Consider the following 23,839-nt stretch of genomic DNA (forward strand, 5'->3'; position numbering starts at 1 on the left):
GTCCGGCGGTGTCCACGGCGGCGAGCGGCCCGGTGAACATCGTGTTCGAGTGCGTCCGGACCGCGGTCGAACGCATGGCTGAACAGTGCGTTACCGGTGCTTCAATGCTGGCGACAACGGGAGGGACGATGTCCGAGCTGGACCGGTCCACAGCCCGTGCGCTCGCTGTGCTGCGGGGCGGCGGGGACCTGCGGGAGCTACTGGTACTGACCACGCGGCGCCGTCGTCTGGACCTCTCCGACCTGACGCCCGAAGCGCAGGCGGCGCTGCTGGCCGCGCGCACGCTCGAGGTGTGCCCCTCGACGGCCGCCCTGGCCGCACGCATCACCACCGCGGCGACCACCGGCAGACCGCTCGTGGTCAAGTTCACCGTGGAGCCGTTCGGTACGGAGTTCCACCTCGGCAACGCGGTGCCGCTGCTGGTACTGAACCGGCTGCATCGCATGGGACACCGTGTGGTCCTCGTCCTCGGCACCGTGACGGCGAAGGCGGGCGACGCCTCGCGGGGAGCCGCGCCCGGCTCCGTCACGACGGACGAGGAAATCCTCGGCAACTTCGCCGCCTACCGCGCGCAGGTGGCCCCGTTCGTCGACTTCGAGGCCGTCCGGGTGCGCCACAACGGGGAGTGGCTCGCGCGGGTGCCCCTGCCACGCCTGTTGGCCCTGGCCGCCCACGTGCCGACGTCGCTGTGGCGCGGCGATGCTCCGACGACCGTGGCGCAGATGCTGTACGCGGTGGCGAAGACGATGGACTCGCTGGAGATCGGGGCCGATGTGGAGGTCGGCGGCAGCTACCTGACCGACGCCATGGCCGTGTGCCGCCACGTCATGGCGGCGGCCGGCGCCGAACCCGAGATCGCGCTGGCCACACCGCTGATCGAAGGTGTCGGGGGCGGCACGCTGATGAGCGCCTCCCGAGGCAACCACGTGCCGCTGTCGGCCTGCGCGCAGGACGTGTTCGCGCGGCTGAACTCCGCACCCCACCACCTCGTCCCGTCCTACCTGCGGACGCTGACGGAATGGCGGGACGTCGAGATCGACGCTGCCCGGCACGAGCTGGCCCCGACCGCCCTGCGGGCCCTGGCCGCGGCCGACGTCACCGCCGCACTGCACGGGTACGAGGCGGCACTCCACGAGTGGGACGCGCACGGTCCCACGACGAAAAAGAAGCGCCGCGGCAACCGGTGACGGCCACACCCGGCACTCCTGGGTGTGCCGATCCCCCGAACAACCGCGGTCGACCCACGAAGAAAGGTATGGACCCGATGAAGGTCCTCATGCTGCGTCACAACCTGCACCAGCTCGTGCTGGACCAGGCCGACGAGGTGTACGCGGTCTTGGACCGGTCCGCGGGCTGCCGCGCGCTGCCGCCGGAGACCCTGCGGAGGTTCGCGGGCGTGTACCGGGTGTCCTCCTACGACTCGCTGGAGGAGCTGAGCGCGGTGGCGGGTGACCTGCTGACCCGCGGCACCGGCATCGACCGGGTCGTCAGCTTCGCCGAGTTCACCCAGTACGCCGCCGGCTACCTGGCGCACCTGCTCGGGCTGGAGCACTTCTCCCCGATCCTCGCGCTCGCCACCCGCGACAAGCGCGTGACAAAGGCGCTGGCCGCCCGGGCCGGACTGCCCGTCGCACGGTGGTTCTCGATCCCCGACATCACCGACGCTCCCGATCCGTCGGTGATCGAGGAGGCGGTGGGCTTCCCGCTCGTCCTCAAGCCCGCCGGGGGCTGGGGCACGCTCTCCACCGTCAAGGTGCACGGGCGGGCGGAGCTGGCGGACGTCCTGGCGGGCTACACGACCGAGGCCGAACTCGTGACACAGCAGGCGTTGGTGGAGGAGTTCATCGACGGCGAGGAGTTCCACGTCGACGCCGTGTGGCGGGACGGCACGCCGTGGATCTTCCACATCAGCCGGTACCTGTCTCCGCGGCTGCACGCCTGGACCCGGCACACGCCGCACGGCTCGGTGCTGCTCGCGGAGCGCGACCACCCCGAACTGCACGAGCAGGTCAGGCAGTTGCACCTGCGACTGAACAAGGCGCTCGGCCTGGAGCGCGGCGCGACCCACCTGGAAGTCTTCCGGGAGCACGGCACCGGGCGGCTGCTCGTCTCGGAGATCGCCTCACGCGTGGGCGGGGCAAACATTTCCGACATCGTGGCCGCACGCCAGGGGGTGCACGGCGGCGTGGTGGCACTGCACGAACTGCTGGACGGCGACCTGTCGGCGTTGCCCTTCACCGAGGGCTCCTTCGCGTCGGTCGGCGGTCTGTGGCTGGTGCCGGAACGCTCCGGCCGCGTCGCCGCGCTACCCAGCCGTGCGGAGCTGCTGGCCCACCCGAACGTCATCGACGCCGCCGTGTACCGGCAGCCGGGCGACACGGTGGAGGTGACCCATCCGTCCGCCTGGTGCGTGATGATGGTGGTCGGCGCCGATTCGGAAGCCGAACTCCTCAAAGCCGTCGATGAGTTGATGTCGACCTACCGGGTCGAGATGGCCTGAGCCCGACGGGAGAGGGCCGCCAGGGCGTGCGTCGAGCCGCCGTGGCGGCCCTCCGGGGTCGGCCTATCGGGTCGGGGCCGCCCGAGCGGCCAACGCCCGGACGGCGGGCGCGACCTCGGTCGCGACGAGTTCGAGCGTCTGCCAGTCCACCGGCGCCTTGACGGCGAGCAGGAAGTCCCGCACGCCCATCCGCACGTACGGCCGCAGGGCCTCGACGCACTCCTGTGCCGTGCCGAAGCTGAGGTACTGCGCCCGCAGCGCCTCGGGGGTGTCCGCCAGTTCCGTCGCCGTCCTACGGGCCGTCTCGGCAGCGTTGCGGGTGACGACCGCGCGGAACGTGATGGACTTGCGGACGTCGTGGGGGTCCCGGCCGACGGCGGCGCAGGCGGCGTCGAAGGCGTCCGCCTTGCGCCGGTACAGCTCGGGGGAGAACGGCAGCGCGTTCCAGACGTCGGCGTGCCGGGCGGCGATGCCCACGGTGCGGCGGATGCCGTCGCCTCCGACGATCAGCGGCAGGTGGGACTGCAACGGCTTGGGCGCGAGGCGCGCCCGCTCCAGCCGGACGTGCCTGCCGGTGAACGTGGTCTCGTCGTCCGTCCACAGCCGGCGCAGGACCGTGCAGGTCTCTTCCAGCATGTCCAGGCGCACCCGCGCCGGCGGGAACGGGATGCCGTACTGCTCGTAGGCGCGGTCGGTGCCGCCGGCCCCGACACCGAACTCCAGCCGGCCGCCGCAGACATGGTCGAGGGTGGCGGCGATGTTCGCGGTGAGCGCCGGATGCCGCCAGGTGACGGGCGAGACCAGCATGGCGCACCGGATCCGCCGGGTTCGGGCGGCCAGCGCGGCGAGCAGGGTGTTGCCCTCGAAACAGGGCCAGTCGGGTGGGAAAGCCCACGGTCGCAGGAAGTCGAACACCGATATCCAGTCGTACTCCAGGTCCTCGGAGCGTTCCCACAACTCCAGACAGGCCTCGAAACTGCCGTGCAACTGTCCGGAGTGCACGCCGAAGCGTATGCCGGCCATGCTCAGAGCTCCCTGACGGTCGGGACGACCCGCTCGCCGAGCAGGGCCAGCGGTTCGATGCTCTCCACCCGGGGGACGCCGCCGATCACCGTCTGGATGCCGAGTTGCGCCAGGGCGCCCAGGTCGTCCAGGATCCGGGGGACATCACGGCCGCCCGGGCCCGGGTCCAGCACGTAGTAGGCGCTCTTCTCGACACTGTCGTAGTCCCGGCCCTCCCGCTCGCAGTGCTCCCGGAGCACCTCCAGCTTGCGCGGCAGGTCCGGGCCGGGGAAGAGGTTGCACACCTGGGCGTACTTCGCGACCATCCGCAGCGTCTTGCGCTCGCCCATGCCGCCGATCATGATCGGCGGATGCGGCCGGGACAGCGGCTGCGGCGAGTTGAGCGTGCGTGCGGCGTGCACATGCGTGCCGTCGAACGGCTCGTCGCCCGGCGCCCACATGCGTAGGCACAGGCGCAGGGTGTCCTCCAGCCATTCGAACCGCTCAGCGACCGGCGGGAACGGCAGCCCGAGGCCGTGGTTCTCCTCGGCGTTCCAACCGGCGCCGATACCGAGCACGGCCCGGCCGCCGGAGAGCACGTCGAGCGTGCTGACGGTCTTGGCCAGCAGGCCCGGGTGCCGGTGGGTGACCGCGGTGACCAGCGTCATCAGGTGCGCCCGTGAGGTGTGGGCGGCGAGGAAGCCCAGGGTGGTGTACGCCTCCAGCATCTCCTGCTCGGCCGGGCCGACCGAGCTGACCTGGAAGAGGTGGTCGGCCACCGCGATGTAGGCGAACCCGGCGGCGTCCGCCTCGGCCGCGACCCGGCCCAGCTGCGGCCCCAGTCGCGCCGGTCCGCCGGACCAGGTGAAGTCCCTGATCTGAACGCCGAGTCTCATCGTTCCTCCTGACGCCGACGGCGGTCACTCCGCCGTGAACTCGTGCACGGTGCGACGGTGGTAGACCTGCCCGGGGTCCAGCCGCACGGACGGGAAGTCGGGCCGGTTCGGCGCGTCGGGCAGCGCACTGGTCTGGAGGCAGATCCCGGCGCGGGGGCGGGCGAAGCGGTCAGCGGTGTAGACGCCGGTGCCCGGTGCGTCGGTGCGGACCCGCATCACCCGACCGCTGCCCGGATGTGCGAGCTCGATCGTCTCGTCGGCGCCGTCCAGCACGAAGAATCGGTCGATCGCGGTGCCTCGCAGGGGCCTGCTCCGGGTGAAATCGTGCTCGGTGCCGTGCACCGGTTCGGGCTGCCCGGCCACCGGCACCATCCGCTCGCCGAACCGGATCGCGCGTGAGCCGCCGATGCGCAGGGTGTGCTCGTCGATGGTGCCCTCGCCCGCGAGGTTCCAGTAGGTGTGGTTGGTGAGGTCCACCACGGTGGGCCGGGTGGTGGTGGCCCGGTGCTCGAACTCGATGCCGTGCTCGACGAGCCGGTACACGGTCCACGCGGTCAGCTCGCCCGGATAGCCCTGGTCACCGTCCGGACTGACCAGGCGCAGGGTGAGGGATGCCGTCGCCGGGTCGGGCTCGGCCTCCCACACCATGCGGGAGAAACCCTCCCGCCCGCCGTGCATGTGGTGTCCGCGATCGTTGAGGTCGAGCCGGTGCTCGACTCCGTCGAGCACGAACCGGCCGTGGCCGACGTTGCGCGAGAAGCGTCCGACCGTGGCACCGAGGTAGGGGTTCCTCGGGTCCTCGTAGCCGGCCAGGTCACGAAAGCCCAACGCGACGTTGACCGGGTCGCCGTCCCGGCCCGGCACCCACAGCTCGGTCAGGGTGGCCCCGTATGTCCAGATCACGGCCCGCAGACCGTGGCCGCCGGCGAGTTCGTAGGCGTCGACCCGGCGCGGGCCCTGGCGGGTGGAGCCCGCGGTGACGCCGACCGGGCGGCGGGAGATCGGCATGTCAGATGTCCAGGACGAACCGGGCCGCGGGGCTCAGCCGGGCGCGGGTCTCCGGGCGTGCGTACCGCGCCTGGTCGAGCTGCTGCGGGTTCCCGCGGCGGGTGAAGTAGGCGTGCAGGGCGCGCCGCGGGGAACCCGTGCGGTTGCGCGTGCCGCCGTGCCAGAGATGTCCGTTGAAGAGCAGCAGCGAGCCGGCGGGAGCCAGCACCAGGCGTTCGTCCGGATGCGGCGCGAAGGGGTCGTCGAGGGCCTCCTCGGGAGCCCGGCCCCAGCGGTGTGAGCCGGGGACGACGCGGGTGGCGCCGTTCTCCTCGACGAAGTCGTCCAGGAACCACATGGAGTTGCACGCCTGGTACACCCCCGGAGCGGGGCTCTCGCCGGACCAGTCCGCGTGCAGCGCCTGGTGTCCCTCGCCGGGCAGCGCGGCCCGGCTGCTCACCGACGAGAGTGTGAAGTCGTCGAGGATGTGGGCCACCCCGGCGAGCAGCACGGGGCTGGTGAAACACACGTCGAACTCCGTGCCCTTGTTCACCAGGTCGGACAGCCGCATGGTGCCGGACTCCTGGCCGACCTCGCTGCCCCCGCGGGCGCCTTCCGCCGCGGTCAACCGGGCCAGGCGGGCGCGGAAGGCCTCCAGCATCGTCGGGGTGAAGACATCGGGGAGGAACGCGTAGCCGTCCTCGTCGAGGCGCTCGATGACGTCCGGTCCCGGCATCCCGGGCCGGACGCCCAGCTCCGCCAGGGTCCGACCGATGCCGGCGTCGGTGCACGAACCGGTCCGCACGGTGGTCACAGGTCTCTCCTCACGTCGTCAGGAGAGGGTGAGCGAGTCGTCGCTCACCTCTACTCCGAGCCGGAGCAGATCGGCACGGAGCCGGTCGGCGAGCGGCCAGTCGCGGGCTTGGCGCGCCTCGTCCCGGGCCGTGACCAGGCGGCGGACGACGTCCTGGTCGGACCCCCGCGCGGGCCGGGTGTCCAGTTCGGCGCGGGTGAGGGTGCCCAGGCCGAGGCCGAGCAGCGCGTCGGCGGCACCGACCAGGATCCGGCGCCCCGTGTCGGTCAGCGTGGTCGCGTCCGCGATCTCCTGGAGGACGGCGAGTGCCTGGGGCGAGTTCAGGTCCGCGCACACGGCCGCGTCGAGACGGTCGAGCAGCGCGCGTGCCGTGGCGTCCTCGGCGGGAATGCGGTGGAGGGCCTCCTCGTGGGTCTGCACCTCACGGACGGGCCCGGCCGGCTCCAGGCGCGCGACCAGCCGGCGCAACGTCTTCCCCGCGATGTCCAGGGAGTCCTCGGCCACCGTCTGCTCTCCCCGGTAGTGCCCGCCGAGCAGGAACAGCCGCACCGACATCGGGTGGGTGCCCGCGGCCACGATGTCGCAGAGTCGCATCGACGTGCCGCCGCGCACCATCGGCCGGTCGTTGAAAGTGAGCATGTCGTGGTGCAGCCAGTGCCCCACCCAGGGCCGTCCGTCCCCGAGGTACGCCTCGCTCTGGGCGATCTCGTTGACGTGGTGCAGTTCGCGGTGGTGCTTTCCGCCGGTGTGGATCTCGAAGTGCTCCCCCAGCAGGGCGGTGGCGATGGCGGAGCAGCCGATGTGGGCGCCGGGCAGGCCCCAGCCCCACGGCGAGGACCAGCCCCGGCGGACCGCCGACGGAGCCACGCACCGCCACAGCGCGAAGTCCGCGGGGTTGCGCAGGTCGGCCGGCCGGGTTCCCTCGCGCTGCGCGTCCGGGTCGAGCCCGGCCATCTCGCCGTAGGCGGGGAAGCGCGCGGTGTCGAAGTAGAGCCCGGTGTCCGTCGGGTAGGCGAAACCCTTGTGTTGGAGGACCTGTGCGAAGCTGATCATCTCCCGGACGAAGCGCGAGGGACGGGGAAACTCGTCGGCGCGCAGGAAGTTCAGCGTGGCGAGGTCCTGCTGGAAGACGCCGGCGTAGTGGGTGGCGACCGCTTCCACGGGGTCGGCCGGGTCACCGAGACCGGATGGCACGGACAGCGGGGCGCCGTCGCGGCCACGGTCGATGTCGGTCACCATGAACACGTGCCGGGTCCGGTGTCCCTTCCAGCGCAGTGTGCGGCGCAGCACGTCGAACCCGGTCGCGCCGCGCAGGACACCGAGATGGGGGTGGGTGAACACCAGCGGCCCACAGCTGAAGATCCGCACCGTCCCGCCGGGGCGGACGTCGGCCAGACGCCGGCCGAGGGAGTTGAACAGCCGCAAGGGGCGCCCGCCGCTCATGCCTGCGCCTCCCGCACCGTCAGCGGCCGGCGCAACGCGCACAGCCCCCCGTCCACGACGACCGCTGCGCCCAGGTTGTAGAACCCCGGGGCGAGCGTCCGCGGCGGGGTCCAGTGCAGCACCAGGTCCCGTCGGACGCCGACGTCGACCATCCGCGTGCACGGCCCCACGTCATAGGTCGTGGGGGCGAGCTGCCGCAGGGTGATCTGGCCGGTCATGGCGCCGATGCCGTCCTCCGGCCAGTGGCCGAGCCGGACGCGGTACTCGACGGGCTCGCCCGGCGTCACCGTCCCGGGGCCGTCGAGCCAGACCAGTCCCAGGTCCGCGTCCGTGTCGCTGAGGTCGGCACAGCGGTCGCAGTGCGCCACGGTCCGGCTGGTGCCGGTGGCCAGGACGTGGTGTTGCACCAGCGACGTGCGGGACGCGCAGTAGGGGCAACGGACCTCGGTCATCGGACCGGGTGCCATTCGCACGCCGTAGAGGCTTGCCAACTCCGGCGTGCAGTCGAGGGAGAGCCGGAGGAAGGCCGCCTGCACCGCCTCGTGCAAGGCGGCCCAGCCGGACGACTCGGCGGCGGCGAGGGCGGCGAGGTCCTCGTACCATCCCGAGAGGCCGGCGCCGCCCGTCGTCATGGTCCCCCATCTGCACAGCCGCTCCACCGTCGGGCCGACCTGGTCGGCGAGGGCCGCCGGATAACCGAACCGGTCGGGCATCGCGGCGGCGGCGTCACGGAACAGCCGGTCGGTGAACGCCAGCCGGACCCCGGACGTCCAGACCCGGCGGATGGTCCGGTGCTCCTCGTTGGTGTGCACGCTCTCCACCCGCACGGGGTGTTCGTGCCGCTCCGGCCCGGCGTGCAGCCAGGTGGTGAGCGCGTTGCCGCGCACGGGGGCCACCCACAGCGGGGCGTCGTCCCGCCCGTCGACGAGGACGACGCGGTCCGCGGCGGTGTCCGTGCGCAGCACTCCCGACGACCCGGCAAGCGTGGTGTCCGGTGCCGCGTCACCGCCGTCGAGGACGGTGGTCGGGTCTCCGACCAACAGCCACGGCGGATCGTCGTCGACGGTGGTGGGGTCGGCCAGATAGGCGGCGTTGAGCATCATGACCACCTCGCCCAGCGGCATGCCGCGGTCGGCGAGCAGACAGGCCGCGAGAAAGGCCGCCTCGTCCTGGCGCCAGTGCTTGTACGTGGTGATGACCTGTCGCACGGCGCCGGGCCGCAGCAGGCCACGCAGGACGCCGCCCCGCTGGTCGAAGCGGGAGCGCGCGGGCAGCACGCCGTCACAGACACCCAGGATCAGCACGTCGCCGGGCAGTTCCCTGGGGGCGATCAGCCGCGGCTGCTCCAGCGTGCCGTCCGGACCGGGCTTGGCCGCGCGGCACGGACCGCCCGCCGCACACGGCAGGTAGGGAGTGGGGGTCTCGCCCTCGGCCTCCCGCAGCCCGCACAGCACGGCGTGGCCGAGCGGGGAGTCGATACCGTTGCTGTGGGTGCTGACCCCCGTGATCCGGCGTTCGGAGCGCAGCAGGGGATCAGGGTCCTTGGCCGCGGCGTCCAGCAGGTCCAGGGAGCCGTAGGTGCCGTGCATGGAGGTCAGCGGCGAGACCTGCAACCATGCCGCGGCACCGGGGCGGTGGGTGGCGGTCCAGTCGGCCAGGTCGTGGGCATGGTCCTCGGCGGCAGCGGTACCGCGCCAGCCGTCGATCAGTCCGACGGGAACACCCGCGTGGTGGGCGTTGCGCACGATCTCGGCCAGTGCATGGAAATCGACATCGGAACCGAGGGACAGCACCATGCCGCCGGGCGCATGGTTCAGCTCCGCCAACAGCTCCGGGACGTCCGCGACGATCGTCGCGTCCTTCCCCCTGGCCGCGGCGAACACCTTTGCGGCGGCGGCCCCGCCGGGCAGCCCGGCAACGATGAGATTCATGCCTGCTCCATGGTGTCGGTGTCGGTGTCGGTGTCCGTCGTTCGTCCAGAGATCCGGGCCTGGACCGGGCGGCCTTCCGAAAGGACGGCCGCCCGGTTGCTGGGCGCTGCGGTTACCAGCAACTGGAGCCGCAGGGGTCTCCCAGCTGCGGGCCGTCCACCACGACAGCCTGGGTCGGAGCGGCCTGGGCCGGAGCGGCCTGGGCAGCCACGGGCATGCCGGCGGTCATGCCGACGCTGACAGCCGCGGTGGCGCCAGCGGCGACAGCCATGCGCTTCATCTGCTCGGACGTGAGAATCACGTATCTTCACCTCCTTCTTTTCCTCAACGGGACAAGGTCGCGGGGAAGAACCTAAGTTCCGTGCGGTGGTTCAACAACGACCGTTCCGGCACCGGGTGTTCGACCGCGGACCGTCCGCAGTCGAAGCCCGGAACGCGCAAAGCACCGTGCCCGGCAAGGGGCACGGTGCTCCGCACGAAGGGTGGCGAACGCCTCGGTCAGCCCGAGATCGGCGGGATGGCGTCCACAACGGTGTCCGCGGTGGCCAGGTGAAGGCCGAGCACGTGGTCGGCGACCGAGGAGACGAGCCCGCCGGGGTCGCGGTCGGGCTCGTGCAACGCCTCCTCCAGGACGGTGAGGGCCGTCGCGGTGTCGAGGTCGTCGGTCAGGGCGTCGGTGAACCGCGTCAGAAGGCGCGCCCCCGCCTTACCGTCGGTCCGCTCACGGGCTTCGCCCCAGTCAGGTGGCTCCTGAAGCCGGGCGGAGCGGGCCAGCGTGGCCAGCTCGACCAGCGCGTGCTGCGCCTGGGAGAGGGCGTCGAGGGTGAACGGGGGACGCGCACGGTAGTGGCCGCGCAGCAGGAGCACCCGGAGCGCCAACGGGTGGAAACCCGCGCCCCGCAGATCCGCCAGGGACGGCGCGCCGGCGGCACGGCGTAGCTCCTCCGCACCGGTGCGCAGGGGCGCATGGTGCATCCACTTCCCCACCCACCGTGCCCCCGCCGGAAGCAGCGCCTCACTCTGCGCGATCTCCGCCGGGTGGTGGTGAAGACGCTGGGCCTCGCCACCCACGTGCACTCCGATCCGCGCTCCGAGGGTCGCCGCGATGGCCGAGCAGCTGATGTGCCAGCCCGGCCGACCGGGGCCCCACGGCGACGCCCATCGTCTGGCCCGGAGGTCACGCCAGTCCCCCGCCCGCCACAGGGCGAAGTCGTCGGGATGGCGGCGCCGGTGGTCCGTCTCGGTCCGGGCCCGCACGGCGCGCACGTCGCTCCCCGGATCGCCGAACACCTCGAACTCGGTCAGCCGGCCGGTGTCGAAGTAGACGCCGCTGTCGAGCCGGTAGGTGAATCCCGCGCGCTCCAGCTTCCGGACGAAGTCGATGACGAGGCCGACGGCCGTACTGGTCAGCCGCTGCTCCGGCGGCAGCACGCCCAGGGCCAGCAGGTCGTCGTGGAGCATGGCGGCATGGCGCTCGGCCCGTGACTGGTCGGATCCGGCGTGTGCCGCCGGCGCCCAGGGCACACCCCCGGTCGGGGCCTGCGGCGCCGGCGGGACGGTCAGGTCGGGTACGGCGAGCAGGAACCGGGTGGGCGTGCCCAGCCAGTGCAGCGTCCGGCGCAGCACGTCGGTGCCGACGAACTGGGCCAGGTGACCGATGTGGGGTGCGGAGGCGGGCATCGGCCCACAGCCGAACAGGCTCAGCTCACCGTCGCCCGGCAGCAGCGCGGTGGCCGTCGCGTCGGCGGTGTCGTGCAGTCGCAGCCGCGGTGTGTCGTAGGACAAGGCGGTTTCTCCGTCCTTTGGGATCGGTACGGTTCAGCGCGCCGTGACACGTATGCGCTGGAGGTGGCGGGGGGTGCCGCCGCCGAAGCGGCCCGCCGTCCGACCGTGGAAGAACCAGGTGTTGTCGATGACCGCGAGGGTGCCGCGCCGCCACCGGACGCCGAACGCCTTCTCCGGCCGGTACATGGCGGCCAGCAGGGCGGCCAAGGCGTCGTTGACCTTCGCCACGTCCTCCGGGGACGACCGAGTGCCCTCCGCCGTGTCCGAGGAAGGCCGCGCGTCCGACCCACCGTCCGGAGACCGCCGGACGTCCCCTTCGGCCCGCCAGTGCAGGGGCCGACTGCTGAAGTCGCGGAAGGAGAAGACCGTCCGGCCGCCTTCGGTGCGGGCCACCGTGGGTACTCCGGGGGCATCCCGGTAGCGGAGTGCGCGCAGGACGTGCAGGGCCCGCGGGGCGAGCCGTTCGGCGACGGCCCGCATCGGTACGAGGACGGTCTGGGCGGCCGTGTCACTACCGCCGGGATCCTGGCACATCAGGACGATGTACCGGGGCTGGTCGGCCAGTGGCCGTCCGCTGCCCTCGCTGTGCAGGGTCAGCGGTCCGGTGGAGAAGGGCTGGAGCGCGACGTCGTCCGTGCCTCCCCGCCCGCTGACCAGGTTCAGGATGCGGCCCTGCGCCACGTACGGCTGCACCGTCGGATCGGTCTCCTCCGCGACCCGGCCCAGCTCGGCGCCGAGCGCGAGGAGGTCCGCCGGGTCCAACGGCCGGTCAAGACGAGCGAGCGCCAAGCCGGTGTCCCTCAGGCGTTCGCACACCCACGGGGCGAGCCGGTCGCGCCCGGCGGGGACGGGCCGCGCCTCGGGCGCCGGCAGCGCGAAGCCCTCCAACAGCCGTGTCCGCAACGCCACATGCAGATGATCCGAGCGGGGCGTGAACGTTCCCGACACCACCACGACAGCTCCGTTCGACGACCGGCTCGAGTATCGGGACGGCGGCGGCGGCCGGCAATCACCACCGTGAACACCGGCGTCCGCGCTACGGTCGCCGGGTGCCCCCGCCCCTCGTCTGCTTCGACCTGGATCTCACGCTGGTGGACAGCACCCCGGCGGTCGCCGCGGTGCTCACCTCGGCGGCCCGGAGCCTGACCCTGCCGGTGGACGTGGCGGCGGTGGTCGCCGGTCTCGGCCCGGCTCTGGAGGACCTGCTCGGCGCACAGCTCCAGCCGTCGCAGGCACGCCGGCTCGCCCGCGCCTACCGCGACCGCTACGCGCTGGAAGGGCCCCGGCACGCGAGGACGCTCCCAGGTGCGCACGCGGCCCTCCGGGCGGTGCGCACCCGTCACGGTGCGGTCATGGTGGTCACCGGACAGCGCGAGCGCACGGCGCGGGCGCATCTCGCCCATGCGCGGCTCGACGTCGACGCCGTCGCCGGCTCGGTGTGGGGACCGGAGAAGACCGAGATCCTGCGGGCCCGCGGTGCGTTCGCCTACGTCGGGGACCATCCCGCGGACATCGCCGCGGCGCACGCCGCCGACGTGTGGGCGGTCGGTGTGACGAGCGGCCGTCACGATGCCGCCGACCTGGCCGCCGCCGACGCGGTGCTGCCGTCCCTGACCGCTTTCCCGAACTGGTGGGAGCGCGTTCGACCGATGCCGCGGCGCACTTGAACGGACGGTACGCGGTGCTGCTCCACGGGAGGGTGACCGGGACGCTCTGCTAGCGTCTCGCGCATGCGGCTGTATCTCTCGTCCGTCGGTCTCGGACCGCGCCGGACCGAAGTGTCACGTCTGCTCCGCGGGGGCGAGCGCGCCGGGGTCATCCTCAACGCCTACGACTTCCGCACTCCCGAACGGCGCGCCGAGTCACTGAAGTTCGAGATGAAGGAACTGTCGGATCTCGGTCTTGAACCCGAAGAGGTCGACCTGCGGAACTGGTTCGGCGACCCGGCGGGGCTGGAGGACACCCTCCGGAGATTCGACCTCCTGTACGTCCGCGGCGGCAGCGTGTTCGTGCTGCGCCGCGCCCTCGCCGCGAGCGGTGCGGACCGGCTGCTGCCCGGGCTGCTCGCCGAGGACGCCTTCGTGTACTCCGGTTACAGCGCGGGGATCTGTGTGCTCGGCCCGACTCTGCGGGGCATCGAGGGCCACATCGACGACCCGTCGTTCGTTCCGGACGGGTACCCCGACACCCCGACCCCGTGGGACGGGCTCGGCGTCCTGCCCTACGCCATCGCCCCGCACTACCGCTCCGACCACCCCGAGTCGGCGGAGATCGAGCGCTCCGTGACGTACTTCATCGACCATCACATCCCCTTCGTCGCGCTGCGCGACGGCGAGTCGATCGTGGTGGACGACACCGGAACACGCGTCGTCTCCTGACGTTCAACGCCCGGGACGGGCGTGCCGGCGGGTCCGGCACACCACGGGACGTCAGAGTCCGAGCTGGTCCCGCAGGTGCGGCCGGAGGATCTTGCCGGTCGCGGTGCGCGGCACCGCCGCCACCCGCACGATGCGGTGCGGCAGGGCCGTGAGCGGGAACCCCGTCCGCAGATGGGTCAGGATCTCGCCGGTGCGGTCGGACGCGGTCACCACGACCGCCGTGATCCGTTCACCGTCGAATCGGTGCGGCACGGACACGCACGCGGCGTCACGGACGTACTCCAGCCCGCACAGGGCACGTTCCAACTCGTCCAGGGAGACGGCCTCGCCCCGTACCTTGGCGATGTTCTTGATTCGACCGGTGATGACCAGCAGCGGATCGCCCACCCCACCGCGATCGAGCAGGTGTCCCACATCACCCGAGTGGAACCAGCCCCCGCGGAACGCCTCGGCGGTGGCCTCGAGGTCGGCGCCGTAGCCCGTCATCACACTGTGGCCACGCATCCGTATCTCCCCGGTGCCGCCCGCCCGGCACGGCGTGCCGTCCTCCTCGAAGACGGCGACCTCGGTGCCGAACACTGCACTGCCGACCGACGGCGTGTCCGTTTCCAGCATGACGCCGCGGTACTCGTCCGCGGACAGGTCGGTGGGAAGGGTGGTGGAGAAGTTCGTCGTCTCCGTCAGCCCGTAGCCCTGCACGATCCGGACGCCGAACCGGTCGACGACACGGCGTGCGGTGGACACCCCGAGCGGCGCCGCCGCCGTGAGGAAGTAGTCGAAACCCGAGGGCAGTTCCGGCTCGCGCCAGGTCTCCAGCAGCGCCTCCAGCGCGCTCGGCACCGCGCTGGCAATCCGCGGCCGGTGCCGACGCAGCAGGTCGGGGTAGTCGAAGGCGGCGAAATGCGCGGCGAGAACGACGTGCGCGCCCGCGTTGAGCGGTGCGAAGAGCGTGGTGTTGACACCGTTGGCGTGGTGGATCGGCAGGAAGCCGAGCACCCGCTCCCCTGGGCCCAGCCGGTGGTGACGGCAGAACGCCTCCGCGTTGACGGCCACGTTCCGGTGGGACTGCACGACGATCTTCGAGGCCGCGGTGGAACCCGAGGTCGCGAACAACACCGCCGCAGACGCGGGGTCGAGGGGCACCCGCGGCCCGGTGCAGGCCGGGTCGGCAGCCGTCCGCGTGAAGTCCGGAACGGTGACGGCCTCGCCCAGCGGGCAGTCGACGACGCCGGGAGAACGCAGCAGGACACCTGCCCCCTGCGACCGCATCTGGTCGCGCATCCGCTCGGCAGGGTCGGCGGGCCCGAGCATCTGGCAGGACGCGCCCGCCCTCAGCACACCGAACAGCGCGACGACGGAGCACGGCTCGTTGAGCGGCACCAGGGCGACGACGTCGCCGGGGCGCACCTCGAGTTCGGTGCGCAACCAGTGGGCACAGGCCGCACTCGCCGCGTCGAGTTCGCCGTAGCGCAGCGTCGACTCCGCCCCGTCGGCGGACACGGCGGTCAAGTAAGGGGCGTCGGGGCGGATCCGCGCATGGTCGGCCAGGGCGGCCGGCATCGTCGGGTACCGCCCCAGGTCCCGCTCGTAGTGGATGCCCCGATAGCGGTGGACCGCTGCCGCGTCCGCGCTCATTCTTCACCCGCGGGGCCGAGCAGGCCGCGGACGACCGCCACGACACTCGCCACGGTGGCGAAGGTCTGCCGGTTCATCGCCTCGGCCGGGAAGAGGATCCCGAACTCCTTCTCCAAGGCGGCGATCAGTGCCACCACCCCCATCGAGTCGACCCCCCGGTCGGCGAGCGGCCGGTCCGTCGCGTCGGTCCCCGGCTCCGGCAGGTGATGGGGGCCGGCGAGGTCGACGACCAGACGGTCGACGGCGGCGGTCAGTGCGTCCACGGCGATCGGCTCCTGCTCTTCGTGAGGGGGTGGATGCTGCCGGCGGACCTTCGTGGCGGTGCATGCGGCCGGCTGGTCTTCGTGAGATGTCGGGGCGGCGGACCTTCGTGGAGGTGCGTGTCCTCAGGGGTCGGTGTTCCGACGTGCGTCGTGTGCACGGGGAATCAGGCTTCCCCCCGGTGCCGCCGCCCTCCGGACGAACCGTCACCGGGCGAACCGGCCGAGGTCGCAGGCGAGATAGATTTGCCGCATCCACCCCTCGGTACGCACCGGACCGTACCGCTCGAACCCGAAGGCCTCCAGGAGGCGGACGACTCCGACCAGGTCGGGGTTGGTCTCGGCGCGCAGGGCGTCCGCGCCCTGCGCGGCCGCCACTTCCATGGCCCTGCGGACACACGCGGGCCCGTACAGTTCGCCGTCGGCGAACCGTTCGGGCCGTACGGCCAATCGCCGCAGGTACGCGGGGCGCACAGCGGGCGGGAAGATCGCGAGGTCGACATCGAAGGCCGGCGTCGCGGTGAGCGTGAAGACGGCCGCCGCAGCGCCGTCGACCCGCAACATGTGCACCAGACCCTCGTCGACGAGGTGCCGCGTGCTGTGCGCGTTGCGCCGCGGCACGGGCAGTCCGTACCGGTCGGCGACGTACCGATCGGACGCGAGGAGCAGATCGTGGACCTCATCGGGGTCAGTGGCCGTCGTCCAGTGTGCCGTCACGATGTGGCCTTCCGCCGGTCGCGCCCTGCGAGCCGATCCAGCGCCGTGGCGAGCTGGTTCCACGGCCGGGCGGTGGTGAAGCGCACGACGGGGCCGGCGAGACAGAAGGTGAGGACACCGGGGAAGACGGACACACCCGTCTCACGGAGCAGGGTCCGGAAACAGGTGTAGGAGTCGGCGAAGCCCTCGATGCGGGCGGCGAGGTTGATCGAGGTGCGGGCGGGCAGCGCGGAAACACCGGGCAGCGCCAGGCCCGCCGTGAAGGCGTCACGCTGCTCCAGCAGTGCGCGTTCGCGGGTGCAGCGCTCGGCGCGGTAGCCCTGGTAGGCGGCTTGGAGGTCGTCGATCGCGATGCCGTAGTGGGACTCGAACTCCGCGAGCTGAGCGGGGCCGACTTCCTCCAGTCCGCAGTACGACCAGCGTTCCATGCGGGCGAGTACCTCGACCAGCGTGTAGAAGACCGAGGGAGGACCGCCCAGGGTGGTGGAGACGTATTCGTAGTACTCGTCGACGAAGGCGTCGTCCGCAAGCAGCCAGCCGACCTTGAGGCCGGGCGCGGACCAGTTCTTCGACAGGCTGCTGACCCGCACCACATTGCGGGCCGCCCGCGCCGCGGAACACGGGTAGGTGTCGCCGAGCCATTCATGGCACTCGTCGAGCAGAATGACGGTGGAGGGCGCCGCCGCCTCGATCAGACGCGTGATCTCGGACTCGGGCAACAGAGCCCCGGTCGGGTTGGCCGCCGTCTGGAGCAGTACCAGGGGCGTGTCCGGGCGCAGGGCGTCGATCAGCGGTTGTGCGGACGCGAGCCCGTCCACCGAGGGCAGGGGCACCAGACGGATCGCGCCGCGCCGGGCGACGGACTCGACCAGCGGCGGGTAGTTGGGCATCGCGCAGACGGCGGGTGCCGTGGCTCCGCGCAGCACGAAGTCGGCCAAGCCGCTGATGGCGTACGTCGCGCCCATGGTCAGGGCCACGTTCCGCGGTCCGTAGGCGACACCGTGGGGCATCCGCGCGCTCTCGTAGCGCGCGACAGCCTCGCGGGCGCTGGTGCGACCGCAGGAGTCGGAATAGCCGTACCAGTCGCGCGTCAGGGCGTAGGACAAACAGTCCTTGAGCACGCACGGCAGTCCCCACTGCTCCTCGTCCACCGACCCTCCGGAGAGGATGATGTCCGCGCTCGGACGCAGGTCACCGTAAAGGTCTTCGCGGAAGTAGAAGTTGAAGAGCGCCTTCACCAACGTCGAGGTGGCCCGCGAGCAGAGCACCTCCTCCACGGTGACGTCCCGCAGGGGAGTCGAGGCGCGCCAGAGCTCCGCCGCCTCGCTACGGTGCCCCGGCGTGCCGACCTCAGCCTCGACCCGACCAAGGAACAGATCGCGCAGCTGCCGTGGATCGCCGGGGTCGGCCGCCCTCCGGTACACCTCCAGCCACCGCTCGTCGGGTTGGGGGTCGAGACCGGTCAGACCGCCGGAGACCGCCCCCCGCACCGTGGGCGGGACCCGTGCCGGGGCGCGGGACGGAAACGACACGGGCAGCGCCGAGAACAGCGCCGGAGGACCGGGCACGGTCGTGGACGGGGCGGTAGGCGTGGGAGTGATCACAGGAGGCTCCAGGTCTGGCGGCGAGGCACGGGCTTTCGCAGGTGAGCGAGATGTGCGGTCACGGTTCGTCCTGCTGCCGCTGCTGGAGCAACGTGGCGAACTCCTGCCACCGAAAGGCACACTGCCCGGCGAGTTGCGCCACCATGTCCCTGCGGTACGAGGGCACGGTGTCGGCGAAGGTCTCCCACTGGTCGGGGGCGATGGCGTTCGTGTTGAGCAGGCGCAGCAGCAGTCGGCCGATCTCGTTCAGCCGCAGCGACGGATCACGACGCAGCTGCTCCAGGATCATCGTCGGCTCGGGACATCGCTCCGGCGTGGTCGGCACCGGTGGTCGGGGCACCATGTCCGCACCGGAGCGGCGGGACGGTGGCACGGGGTCCTCACCCCGGTTGATCCGCTGGCGCACGTCGCTGGCCGTGCCCAGGGAGATGCCCGCCAGCGTGCACACCTCCCGCAACGGCATTCCCGGATTCGCCCGCATCAGCTCCCCGGCGCGGCGGCGCCCCGGCGTCACGTCCGCGGGCCGCATCCGTCCGTCCCTGCCCACCCGTGCCACCACTTCGGTCGCCCCGGCGTGTCGCCGCACGGACGCCACCAGCTTCGCCGATATGGCCGCCACCGACGCGATCGTCCGGTCCGACCACTCCGGGTGCGTCCGGACGATCCGCGCCGCCGCCGCCGTGCGCTCCGCCAGGGTCAACGGCAGCCCGTGCGTGACGTTGCGCCGCACCGCGAGCACGAAGGCCGCACCGGCGTCCCCCTCGAAGAACCGCACCGCGATGTCGGATTCTCCGCGCAGTTTCGCCGCCAGCACCCGATGAGCCCCGTCGATCACCCGCATCGTCGGCCGATGCACCGTGATCGGAGGCAACTCACCCTCCTGCTCCGCCAGCACCCACACGTGTTCCATGCTCACCCCCGCCGCCCGCGGGGAGTCCCCCTCCCGCAGCGACTCCAAGCGCGCGCGTACCACCGGCGCGTGATCCACTTCCGTCTGCACGGGCTCGGACGCGTCGACAGCACAATCCCCGTGCCCGGCTGCCGCACCCGGGGCGGCGGAACCCAGTAATTCCTTCACGAACCATCCCCTTTCGTGATCCGTCACCGACACCGGCCCGGACCTCCGCATGACGACCCCGCCGCACTCGAGGAGGAGGGGAGCCGACCGGACCGGACCGGCACAGTGCGGTGTGATGTGGCGGGACCGCGCCGGAAGCGCGCATGGCCGTCGACCGTGACGGCGTCCCCACGACCGCTGTCCCGGCCTCGGCCCGCTGGGGACAGGGCCCTGGGCCCGGCCGGTCCGAGGTGCCGCTCCGGTCCGGTCCCACCGTGACCGGCACGACGACATCCGTCGGGCCGCACGCGGACGACGAAGCGTCAAGGACCACCAGGACAGCGGGCGATAACCCTTGTTGTCCGCGGCGAGGCACCACGACACATGACACGCGCCGACACCTGACGCACCCGGGCGTCGCGCGCTTCATGGCAGATCCCCCTCGAACTCCTCGCTGATGTCCGGGTCAGTGTCCGCAGGAGAGCCGGGGACTCATCCCGGGCGGCACATGTTTCGATCCCCTCTTTGGCCGCCGGCAAGTGGCCTCTGTCCAGGGCCGATACCGCCGTGCAGGCCAGGACGTGCGAGGGCGGTCCCGTCTCCCCGAGCGCGGCGCCGTTGGCGGGCCCCGGCGGGGCGCGGGACCAGTCGACGACCGGCCCGTCGCGGCACAGCAGCAGCGGCCCGAGCCGGCAGTGGCCGCAGTGCCCCGTACCGCAGCGCATCGTGCGCTCCAGGGACACCCTGGTCCGGTCCGGTCCGGTCCGGTCTAAGACCGCGATGGACCAGTTCACGGGCGGTGGCCCGCATCATCACCTCAGGGCCGCAGACGAACGCCGCTCCGGTGGGCGAATCGAACGTCACCCGCTCCAGCAGCGTGGTGACGACGCCGACGTCGCCGGTCCACGCCTCGTCGGGCCGGTCGACGGTCACGTGCACCCGAGCACCGCCAGACCCCGCCGGACTGCCGCTCCACTCCCCCGGATCAGGCTCGCCGCACACCCGCTGTCCGAATGCGCTCCCCTGGCGCTCCGCTGGCCTCCAACCGTCACATCCGAAGGTCAGCGAGAACCCCGCAAGATCACCCGAAAAGCAGAAAGCCCAGGTCAGATAGAGTCTGACCTGGGCTTCACCGGAGCCGCCTTCGGGATTCGAACCCGAGACCTACGCATTACGAGTGCGTTGCTCTGGCCATCTGAGCTAAGGCGGCTTGCTTGTCGCACCGTGGTGCGATCGGAAGCGTCGCCAAGTCTACACAGTTTCCGAGGGTGCTCCGTACGGGGGCGGGGGCGCCGGGGCGGGCGCCCGGGGACGGTGGGGTGGGCGGCTATGAGCAGCGCTTTCCGTTCGAGGGCGGGGTGCCGGTCAGGAGGTAGTGGTTGATGGTGGAGTCGATGCAACTGCTGCCGCGGCCGTAGGCCGTGTGGCCGTCGCCGTCGTAGGTGAGGAGTCGGCCGGAGTCGAGTTGGGCGGCGAGGGCGCGGGCCCAGGTGTAGGGGGTGGCGGGGTCGCGTACGGTGCCGACGACCACGATGGGGGCCGCGCCCTTGGCCTCGATGCGGTGCGGGTGGCCGGTGGCGTGTACCCGCCAGTACGCGCAGCTCAGGGAGGCCCAGGCCAGGCCGTCGCCGAAGACGGGAGAGGCCTTCTCGAAAGCGGGCAGGGCCTGGGTGACCTGCTGGGGGGTGGTGAAGGCGGGGGGCAGGTCGAGGCAGTTCACGGCGGCGTTGGCGGACATCAGGTTGGCGTAGCGGCCGTCGCCCTCCCGCTCGTAGTAGCTGTCCGACAGGGCCAGCAGGCCGGAGCCGTCCTGGTGGCTGATCGCCATGGTGAGGGCCTGGCGCAGCTCGGGCCAGGCGGCCTCGTCGTACATCGCGGCGATCACGCCCGTGGTGGCCAGCGACTCGCCGAGCCGCCTCGGCGCGGCGCCGCGTGCGGCGGGCTCGGGCTGCGGCGCGGCGTCCGTGGCGCGGGTGGGCGTCATACGGCCAGGTCCCGTCCGTGCAGGCCCCATCAGGCCAGGCCCGATCAGGCCAGGTCCCATCCGCACAGGCCCCGTCCGCACAGGCCCCGTCCGGGTGGGCGCGGCGTTCCCGTGGCTTCCGGTGCCGTCCGGGTGCTTCGGGTCGTCGGAGCGGACCGGGATGGGCGCGCGGTCCAACTGCCGGAAGAACGCCTTCAGGCGCTTGCCGACCTCCTCCGCGCTCCTGCCGGGTGCCGTGCGGTCGTCCGTGCTGATGCTGGTGCTGGTGTCGCCGCCCGTGTCGGGGTGGTCGGCCGCGGCGGTGAGGGGGCAGTCCGAGCGTTTCGCGCAGTCCTGGGCGAAGGCGCGGAAGGCCGTCTCGAAGCCGGCCGTCTGGCCCAGGTTCATACGGCGGGCCGACAGGCTCGGGTCCATCGCTCCGTCGAGTACGAGACGGCCCACGCGCTGCGGGTACAGGCCCGCGTAGGTCGCGCCGAGGAAGGTGCCGTACGACGCGCCGACGTAGGTCAGCTTGCGGTCGCCCAGTGCGGCGCGCAGGACGTCCATGTCGCGGGCCGCCTCGACCGTCGAGACATGCCCGAGGATCTTGGCGGAGTGTTGCGCGCAGGCGGCTGCGAACGTCTTGTAGGCCGCCACGAGTCGATCCCGCTCACGCTGGTCGTCCGGAGTGGTGTCGGTCTGGGTGTACGCGTCCATCTGCCGGCCGTCGAGGCAGGTCACGGGCTCGCTGTGGTCCACGCCGCGGGGGTCGACGGCGACCATGTCGTAACGGGCGCGTACCTGGGCCGGATAGCCGACCGCCGCGTAGGCCTGGAGGTAGCCGATCGCCGAGCCGCCCGGACCACCCGGGTTGACCAGCAACGACCCGATCCGCTTGCCGGGACCGGTGGCCTTCTTGCGGGCGACCGCGAGCCCGACGTCGCCCGAACCCGGCTTGTCGTAGTCCAGCGGCGCCTTCATGGTGGCGCACTCGAAGCCGGGTGCCGCGCACGGGTGCCAGCTGAGCTTCTGGTGGTAGTAGCCGGACAGCGCCTTGGGTGTGGCCGCCGGCAGTGCGACCACGGCGCCGTTCTCGGCCATGGAGTTCTCCGCGGAGCAGCCGGCGGCGAGCAGGCTCGCGACGGCCAGCAGGACGGCGGCGGTCCGCACGGTGCGCCGGGGACGCCAGGGCCACGGGGAAGAAGCCCCTGGACTACCGGGGGTGGCGGACTCTGCGGACTCCGCGGACTCCGAAGGGGGCTCCGCGGAGTGCGCGGCGCGCCGCGGGGGCTGGGCGGGGCTGGGACGGCCGGTGCGGCGGCAGGTGTTCACCAGCAGATTTTAACTCTGTGGAGTTGATTGGTCGCGTTCAGTGTTCGAAGAGGTCTCGCGTTCAGCGTTCGAAGGAGTCTCGCGTTGAGTGTTCGAAGGGGTCCCGTACGAGGTCGGGGTCAGCCGGACCGCAGCGCCAGGGTCATGGCCTCCACCGCGAGCAGCGGCGCCACATTGCGGTCCAGGGCCGCGCGGCAGGCGGCGATCGCGTCTATGCGGCGGAGTGTGGCCTCGGGCGACGAGGCGCGCGCCAGGCGTTCCACCGTGTCCGCGACGTCCGCGGTGGACAGGGCGAGACGGGAGCCGAGCTGGAGGGCGAGGACGTCGCGGTAGAACGCGGTGAGGTCGATCAGGGCCAGGTCGAGGCTGTCGCGCTGGGTGCGGGTCCTGCGGCGCTTCTGGCGGTCCTCCAGGTCCTTCATCACGCCCGCCGTGCCGCGCGGCATCCGGCCGCCCTGGGCCGCACCCAGGGCGGTCCGCAGCTCCTCGGTCTCCCTGGTGTCGACCTCCTCGGCGACCTGCTTGGCGTCCTCGGACGCCGCGTCGATCAGCTCCTGGGCGGCCTTGAGGCAGCCGCCCACGTCGTCGACGCGGAGCGGGAGCTTCAGGACGGTGGCGCGCCGGGCGCGGGCGCGCTCGTCGGTGGCGAGCCGGCGGGCCCGTTCGATGTGGCCCTGGGCGGCGCGGGCCGCCGCCTCGGCCGCCGGTGGCTCGATGCCGTCCCGCCGTACCAGCATGTCGGCGACGGCGGCCACGGCCGGGGTGCGCAGGGTCAGGTGGCGGCAGCGGGAGCGGATGGTGGGGAGCACGTCCTCCAGGGAGGGCGCGCAGAGCAGCCAGACCGTGCGGGGCGCGGGTTCTTCGATGGCTTTGAGCAGGACGTTCCCCGCGCCCTCGGTGAGGCGGTCGGCGTCCTCCAGGACGATGACCTGCCAGCGGCCGCCGGCGGGCGACAGCTGTGCGCGGCGTACCAGGTCGCGGGTTTCCTTGACGCCGATGGAGAGCAGGTCCGTACGGACGATCTCGACGTCCGCGTGGGTGCCGGCCAGGGTCGTGTGGCAGCCGTCGCAGAAGCCGCAGCCGGGGGCTCCGCCGAGCGCCCGGTCGGGGCTGACGCACTGGAGCGCGGCGGCGAAGGCCCGCGCGGCGGTGTCGCGGCCGGAGCCGGGCGGGCCGGTGAACAGCCATGCGTGCGTCATCCTGGACGCCTCTGGCAGCGGGGTGTCCTGGGCGACGGCGGTGACGGCGGCGTCGGCATCACGGGCCGCGGCGTCGAGTTGGGCACTCACCTGCTCCTGGCCCACCAGGTCGTCCCATACGGTCATGGGGTCACCGCCGTCGTGTCGTTCCGGGTCGTGTCGTCCTGCGCATGGCGTTCTGCTCGTCTCATGCCGAGTCGTCCTGCGCAGTTCATTGTGCGGCACGGCACTGACAGCGGGGCGGCACCGGATGACGACCCGGCACCGTCATGGGGTGCGCCGGGGCGCACGCGGAAACGGCCACAGGCGCGGGGCCAAGGCTCCGCGCCTGTGCAC

General features: G+C 72.2%; 20 protein-coding genes, 1 tRNA gene and 1 pseudogene. 4 read left to right on the forward strand and 18 right to left on the reverse strand.

Annotation, left to right across the window (positions count from 1 at the left end; genetic code table 11):
* The first annotated feature begins 128 nt into the window (after positions 1-128).
* Both NQO67_RS29115 and NQO67_RS29120 read left to right on the forward strand, forming a co-directional pair.
* Entirely contained in the window at positions 129-1,187 is a 1,059-nt protein-coding gene (locus NQO67_RS29115) for a tyrosine--tRNA ligase (RefSeq protein ID WP_255953279.1), read from the forward strand.
* A gap of 68 nt (positions 1,188-1,255) precedes the next feature.
* The gene (locus tag NQO67_RS29120) at positions 1,256-2,500 is read left to right on the forward strand and encodes an ATP-grasp domain-containing protein (RefSeq protein ID WP_255953280.1); all 1,245 of its coding nucleotides are present in this window, start codon (positions 1,256-1,258) and stop codon (positions 2,498-2,500) included.
* A 63-nt stretch (positions 2,501-2,563) separates the two neighbouring features.
* On the opposite strand, the gene NQO67_RS29125 is transcribed toward NQO67_RS29120, so the two are convergent.
* The 9 genes from NQO67_RS29125 to NQO67_RS29165 form a co-directional block, all read right to left on the reverse strand.
* Complete coding sequence (locus NQO67_RS29125; protein WP_255953281.1) at positions 2,564-3,523, reverse strand: LLM class flavin-dependent oxidoreductase; 960 nt, start codon at positions 3,521-3,523, stop codon at positions 2,564-2,566.
* Between the two features lie 2 nt (positions 3,524-3,525).
* Positions 3,526-4,398, reverse strand: coding sequence for an LLM class F420-dependent oxidoreductase (locus NQO67_RS29130; RefSeq protein WP_255953282.1), 873 nt, complete (start codon positions 4,396-4,398; stop codon positions 3,526-3,528).
* Positions 4,399-4,422: 24 nt separating this feature from the next.
* A complete protein-coding gene (locus NQO67_RS29135; protein WP_255953283.1) occupies positions 4,423-5,406 on the reverse strand; it encodes an aldose epimerase family protein in 984 nt (327 codons plus the stop codon).
* A gap of 1 nt (position 5,407) precedes the next feature.
* A complete protein-coding gene (locus NQO67_RS29140) occupies positions 5,408-6,199 on the reverse strand; it encodes a phytanoyl-CoA dioxygenase family protein (RefSeq protein WP_255953284.1) in 792 nt (263 codons plus the stop codon).
* A gap of 18 nt (positions 6,200-6,217) precedes the next feature.
* Entirely contained in the window at positions 6,218-7,642 is a 1,425-nt protein-coding gene (locus NQO67_RS29145) for a cysteine--tRNA ligase (RefSeq protein ID WP_255953285.1), read from the reverse strand.
* The gene (locus NQO67_RS29150) at positions 7,639-9,573 is read right to left on the reverse strand and encodes a hypothetical protein (RefSeq protein WP_255953286.1); all 1,935 of its coding nucleotides are present in this window, start codon (positions 9,571-9,573) and stop codon (positions 7,639-7,641) included. The genes NQO67_RS29145 and NQO67_RS29150 overlap by 4 nt, the downstream gene beginning before the upstream one ends.
* A gap of 112 nt (positions 9,574-9,685) precedes the next feature.
* The gene (locus NQO67_RS29155; RefSeq protein WP_255953287.1) at positions 9,686-9,874 is read right to left on the reverse strand and encodes a hypothetical protein; all 189 of its coding nucleotides are present in this window, start codon (positions 9,872-9,874) and stop codon (positions 9,686-9,688) included.
* Between the two features lie 197 nt (positions 9,875-10,071).
* Positions 10,072-11,358, reverse strand: a complete 1,287-nt coding sequence (locus NQO67_RS29160; RefSeq protein WP_255953288.1) for a cysteine--tRNA ligase — start codon at positions 11,356-11,358, stop codon at positions 10,072-10,074.
* 33 nt (positions 11,359-11,391) lie between these two features.
* Entirely contained in the window at positions 11,392-12,267 is an 876-nt protein-coding gene (locus NQO67_RS29165; RefSeq protein ID WP_255953289.1) for a TauD/TfdA family dioxygenase, read from the reverse strand.
* 140 nt (positions 12,268-12,407) lie between these two features.
* On the opposite strand from NQO67_RS29165, the gene NQO67_RS29170 reads away from it, so the two are divergent.
* On the forward strand, positions 12,408-13,025 hold the full coding sequence (locus NQO67_RS29170; protein WP_255953290.1) for an HAD family hydrolase: 618 nt from the start codon (positions 12,408-12,410) through the stop codon (positions 13,023-13,025).
* A 63-nt stretch (positions 13,026-13,088) separates the two neighbouring features.
* Entirely contained in the window at positions 13,089-13,736 is a 648-nt protein-coding gene (locus tag NQO67_RS29175) for a Type 1 glutamine amidotransferase-like domain-containing protein (RefSeq protein WP_255953291.1), read from the forward strand.
* 51 nt (positions 13,737-13,787) lie between these two features.
* On the opposite strand, the gene NQO67_RS29180 is transcribed toward NQO67_RS29175, so the two are convergent.
* The 9 genes and pseudogenes from NQO67_RS29180 to NQO67_RS29220 form a co-directional block, all read right to left on the reverse strand.
* The gene (locus NQO67_RS29180; RefSeq protein WP_255953292.1) at positions 13,788-15,371 is read right to left on the reverse strand and encodes a class I adenylate-forming enzyme family protein; all 1,584 of its coding nucleotides are present in this window, start codon (positions 15,369-15,371) and stop codon (positions 13,788-13,790) included.
* A complete protein-coding gene (locus NQO67_RS29185; protein ID WP_255953293.1) occupies positions 15,368-15,634 on the reverse strand; it encodes a phosphopantetheine-binding protein in 267 nt (88 codons plus the stop codon). Before NQO67_RS29185 ends, NQO67_RS29180 begins: the two co-directional genes overlap by 4 nt.
* Positions 15,635-15,838: 204 nt before the next feature.
* Positions 15,839-16,348 carry an N-acetyltransferase gene (locus tag NQO67_RS29190; RefSeq protein WP_255953294.1) on the reverse strand — a complete coding sequence of 170 codons (510 nt, stop codon included), beginning with the start codon at positions 16,346-16,348 and terminating at the stop codon, positions 15,839-15,841.
* Positions 16,345-17,952, reverse strand: coding sequence for a pyridoxal phosphate-dependent aminotransferase (locus NQO67_RS29195; protein WP_255953295.1), 1,608 nt, complete (start codon positions 17,950-17,952; stop codon positions 16,345-16,347). Before NQO67_RS29195 ends, NQO67_RS29190 begins: the two co-directional genes overlap by 4 nt.
* Positions 17,953-18,010: 58 nt before the next feature.
* Positions 18,011-18,862 (reverse strand): ParB/RepB/Spo0J family partition protein, encoded by an 852-nt coding sequence (locus NQO67_RS29200; RefSeq protein WP_255953296.1) that lies wholly within the window; start codon positions 18,860-18,862, stop codon positions 18,011-18,013.
* A 776-nt stretch (positions 18,863-19,638) separates the two neighbouring features.
* Positions 19,639-19,942, reverse strand: a pseudogene (locus NQO67_RS29205) (iron-sulfur cluster-binding protein); the annotation flags it as partial.
* A gap of 203 nt (positions 19,943-20,145) precedes the next feature.
* Positions 20,146-20,219: transfer RNA gene (locus NQO67_RS29210), tRNA-Thr, on the reverse strand.
* A 117-nt stretch (positions 20,220-20,336) separates the two neighbouring features.
* Entirely contained in the window at positions 20,337-22,142 is a 1,806-nt protein-coding gene (locus NQO67_RS29215; RefSeq protein WP_255953297.1) for an alpha/beta hydrolase, read from the reverse strand.
* Between the two features lie 281 nt (positions 22,143-22,423).
* Positions 22,424-23,629 (reverse strand): DNA polymerase III subunit delta', encoded by a 1,206-nt coding sequence (locus tag NQO67_RS29220; protein ID WP_255953298.1) that lies wholly within the window; start codon positions 23,627-23,629, stop codon positions 22,424-22,426.
* Positions 23,630-23,839 lie beyond the last annotated feature (210 nt).

The organism is Streptomyces odontomachi (genome assembly GCF_024435355.1).
In the GTDB taxonomy this organism is placed as follows: Bacteria; Actinomycetota; Actinomycetes; order Streptomycetales; family Streptomycetaceae; genus Streptomyces; species Streptomyces odontomachi.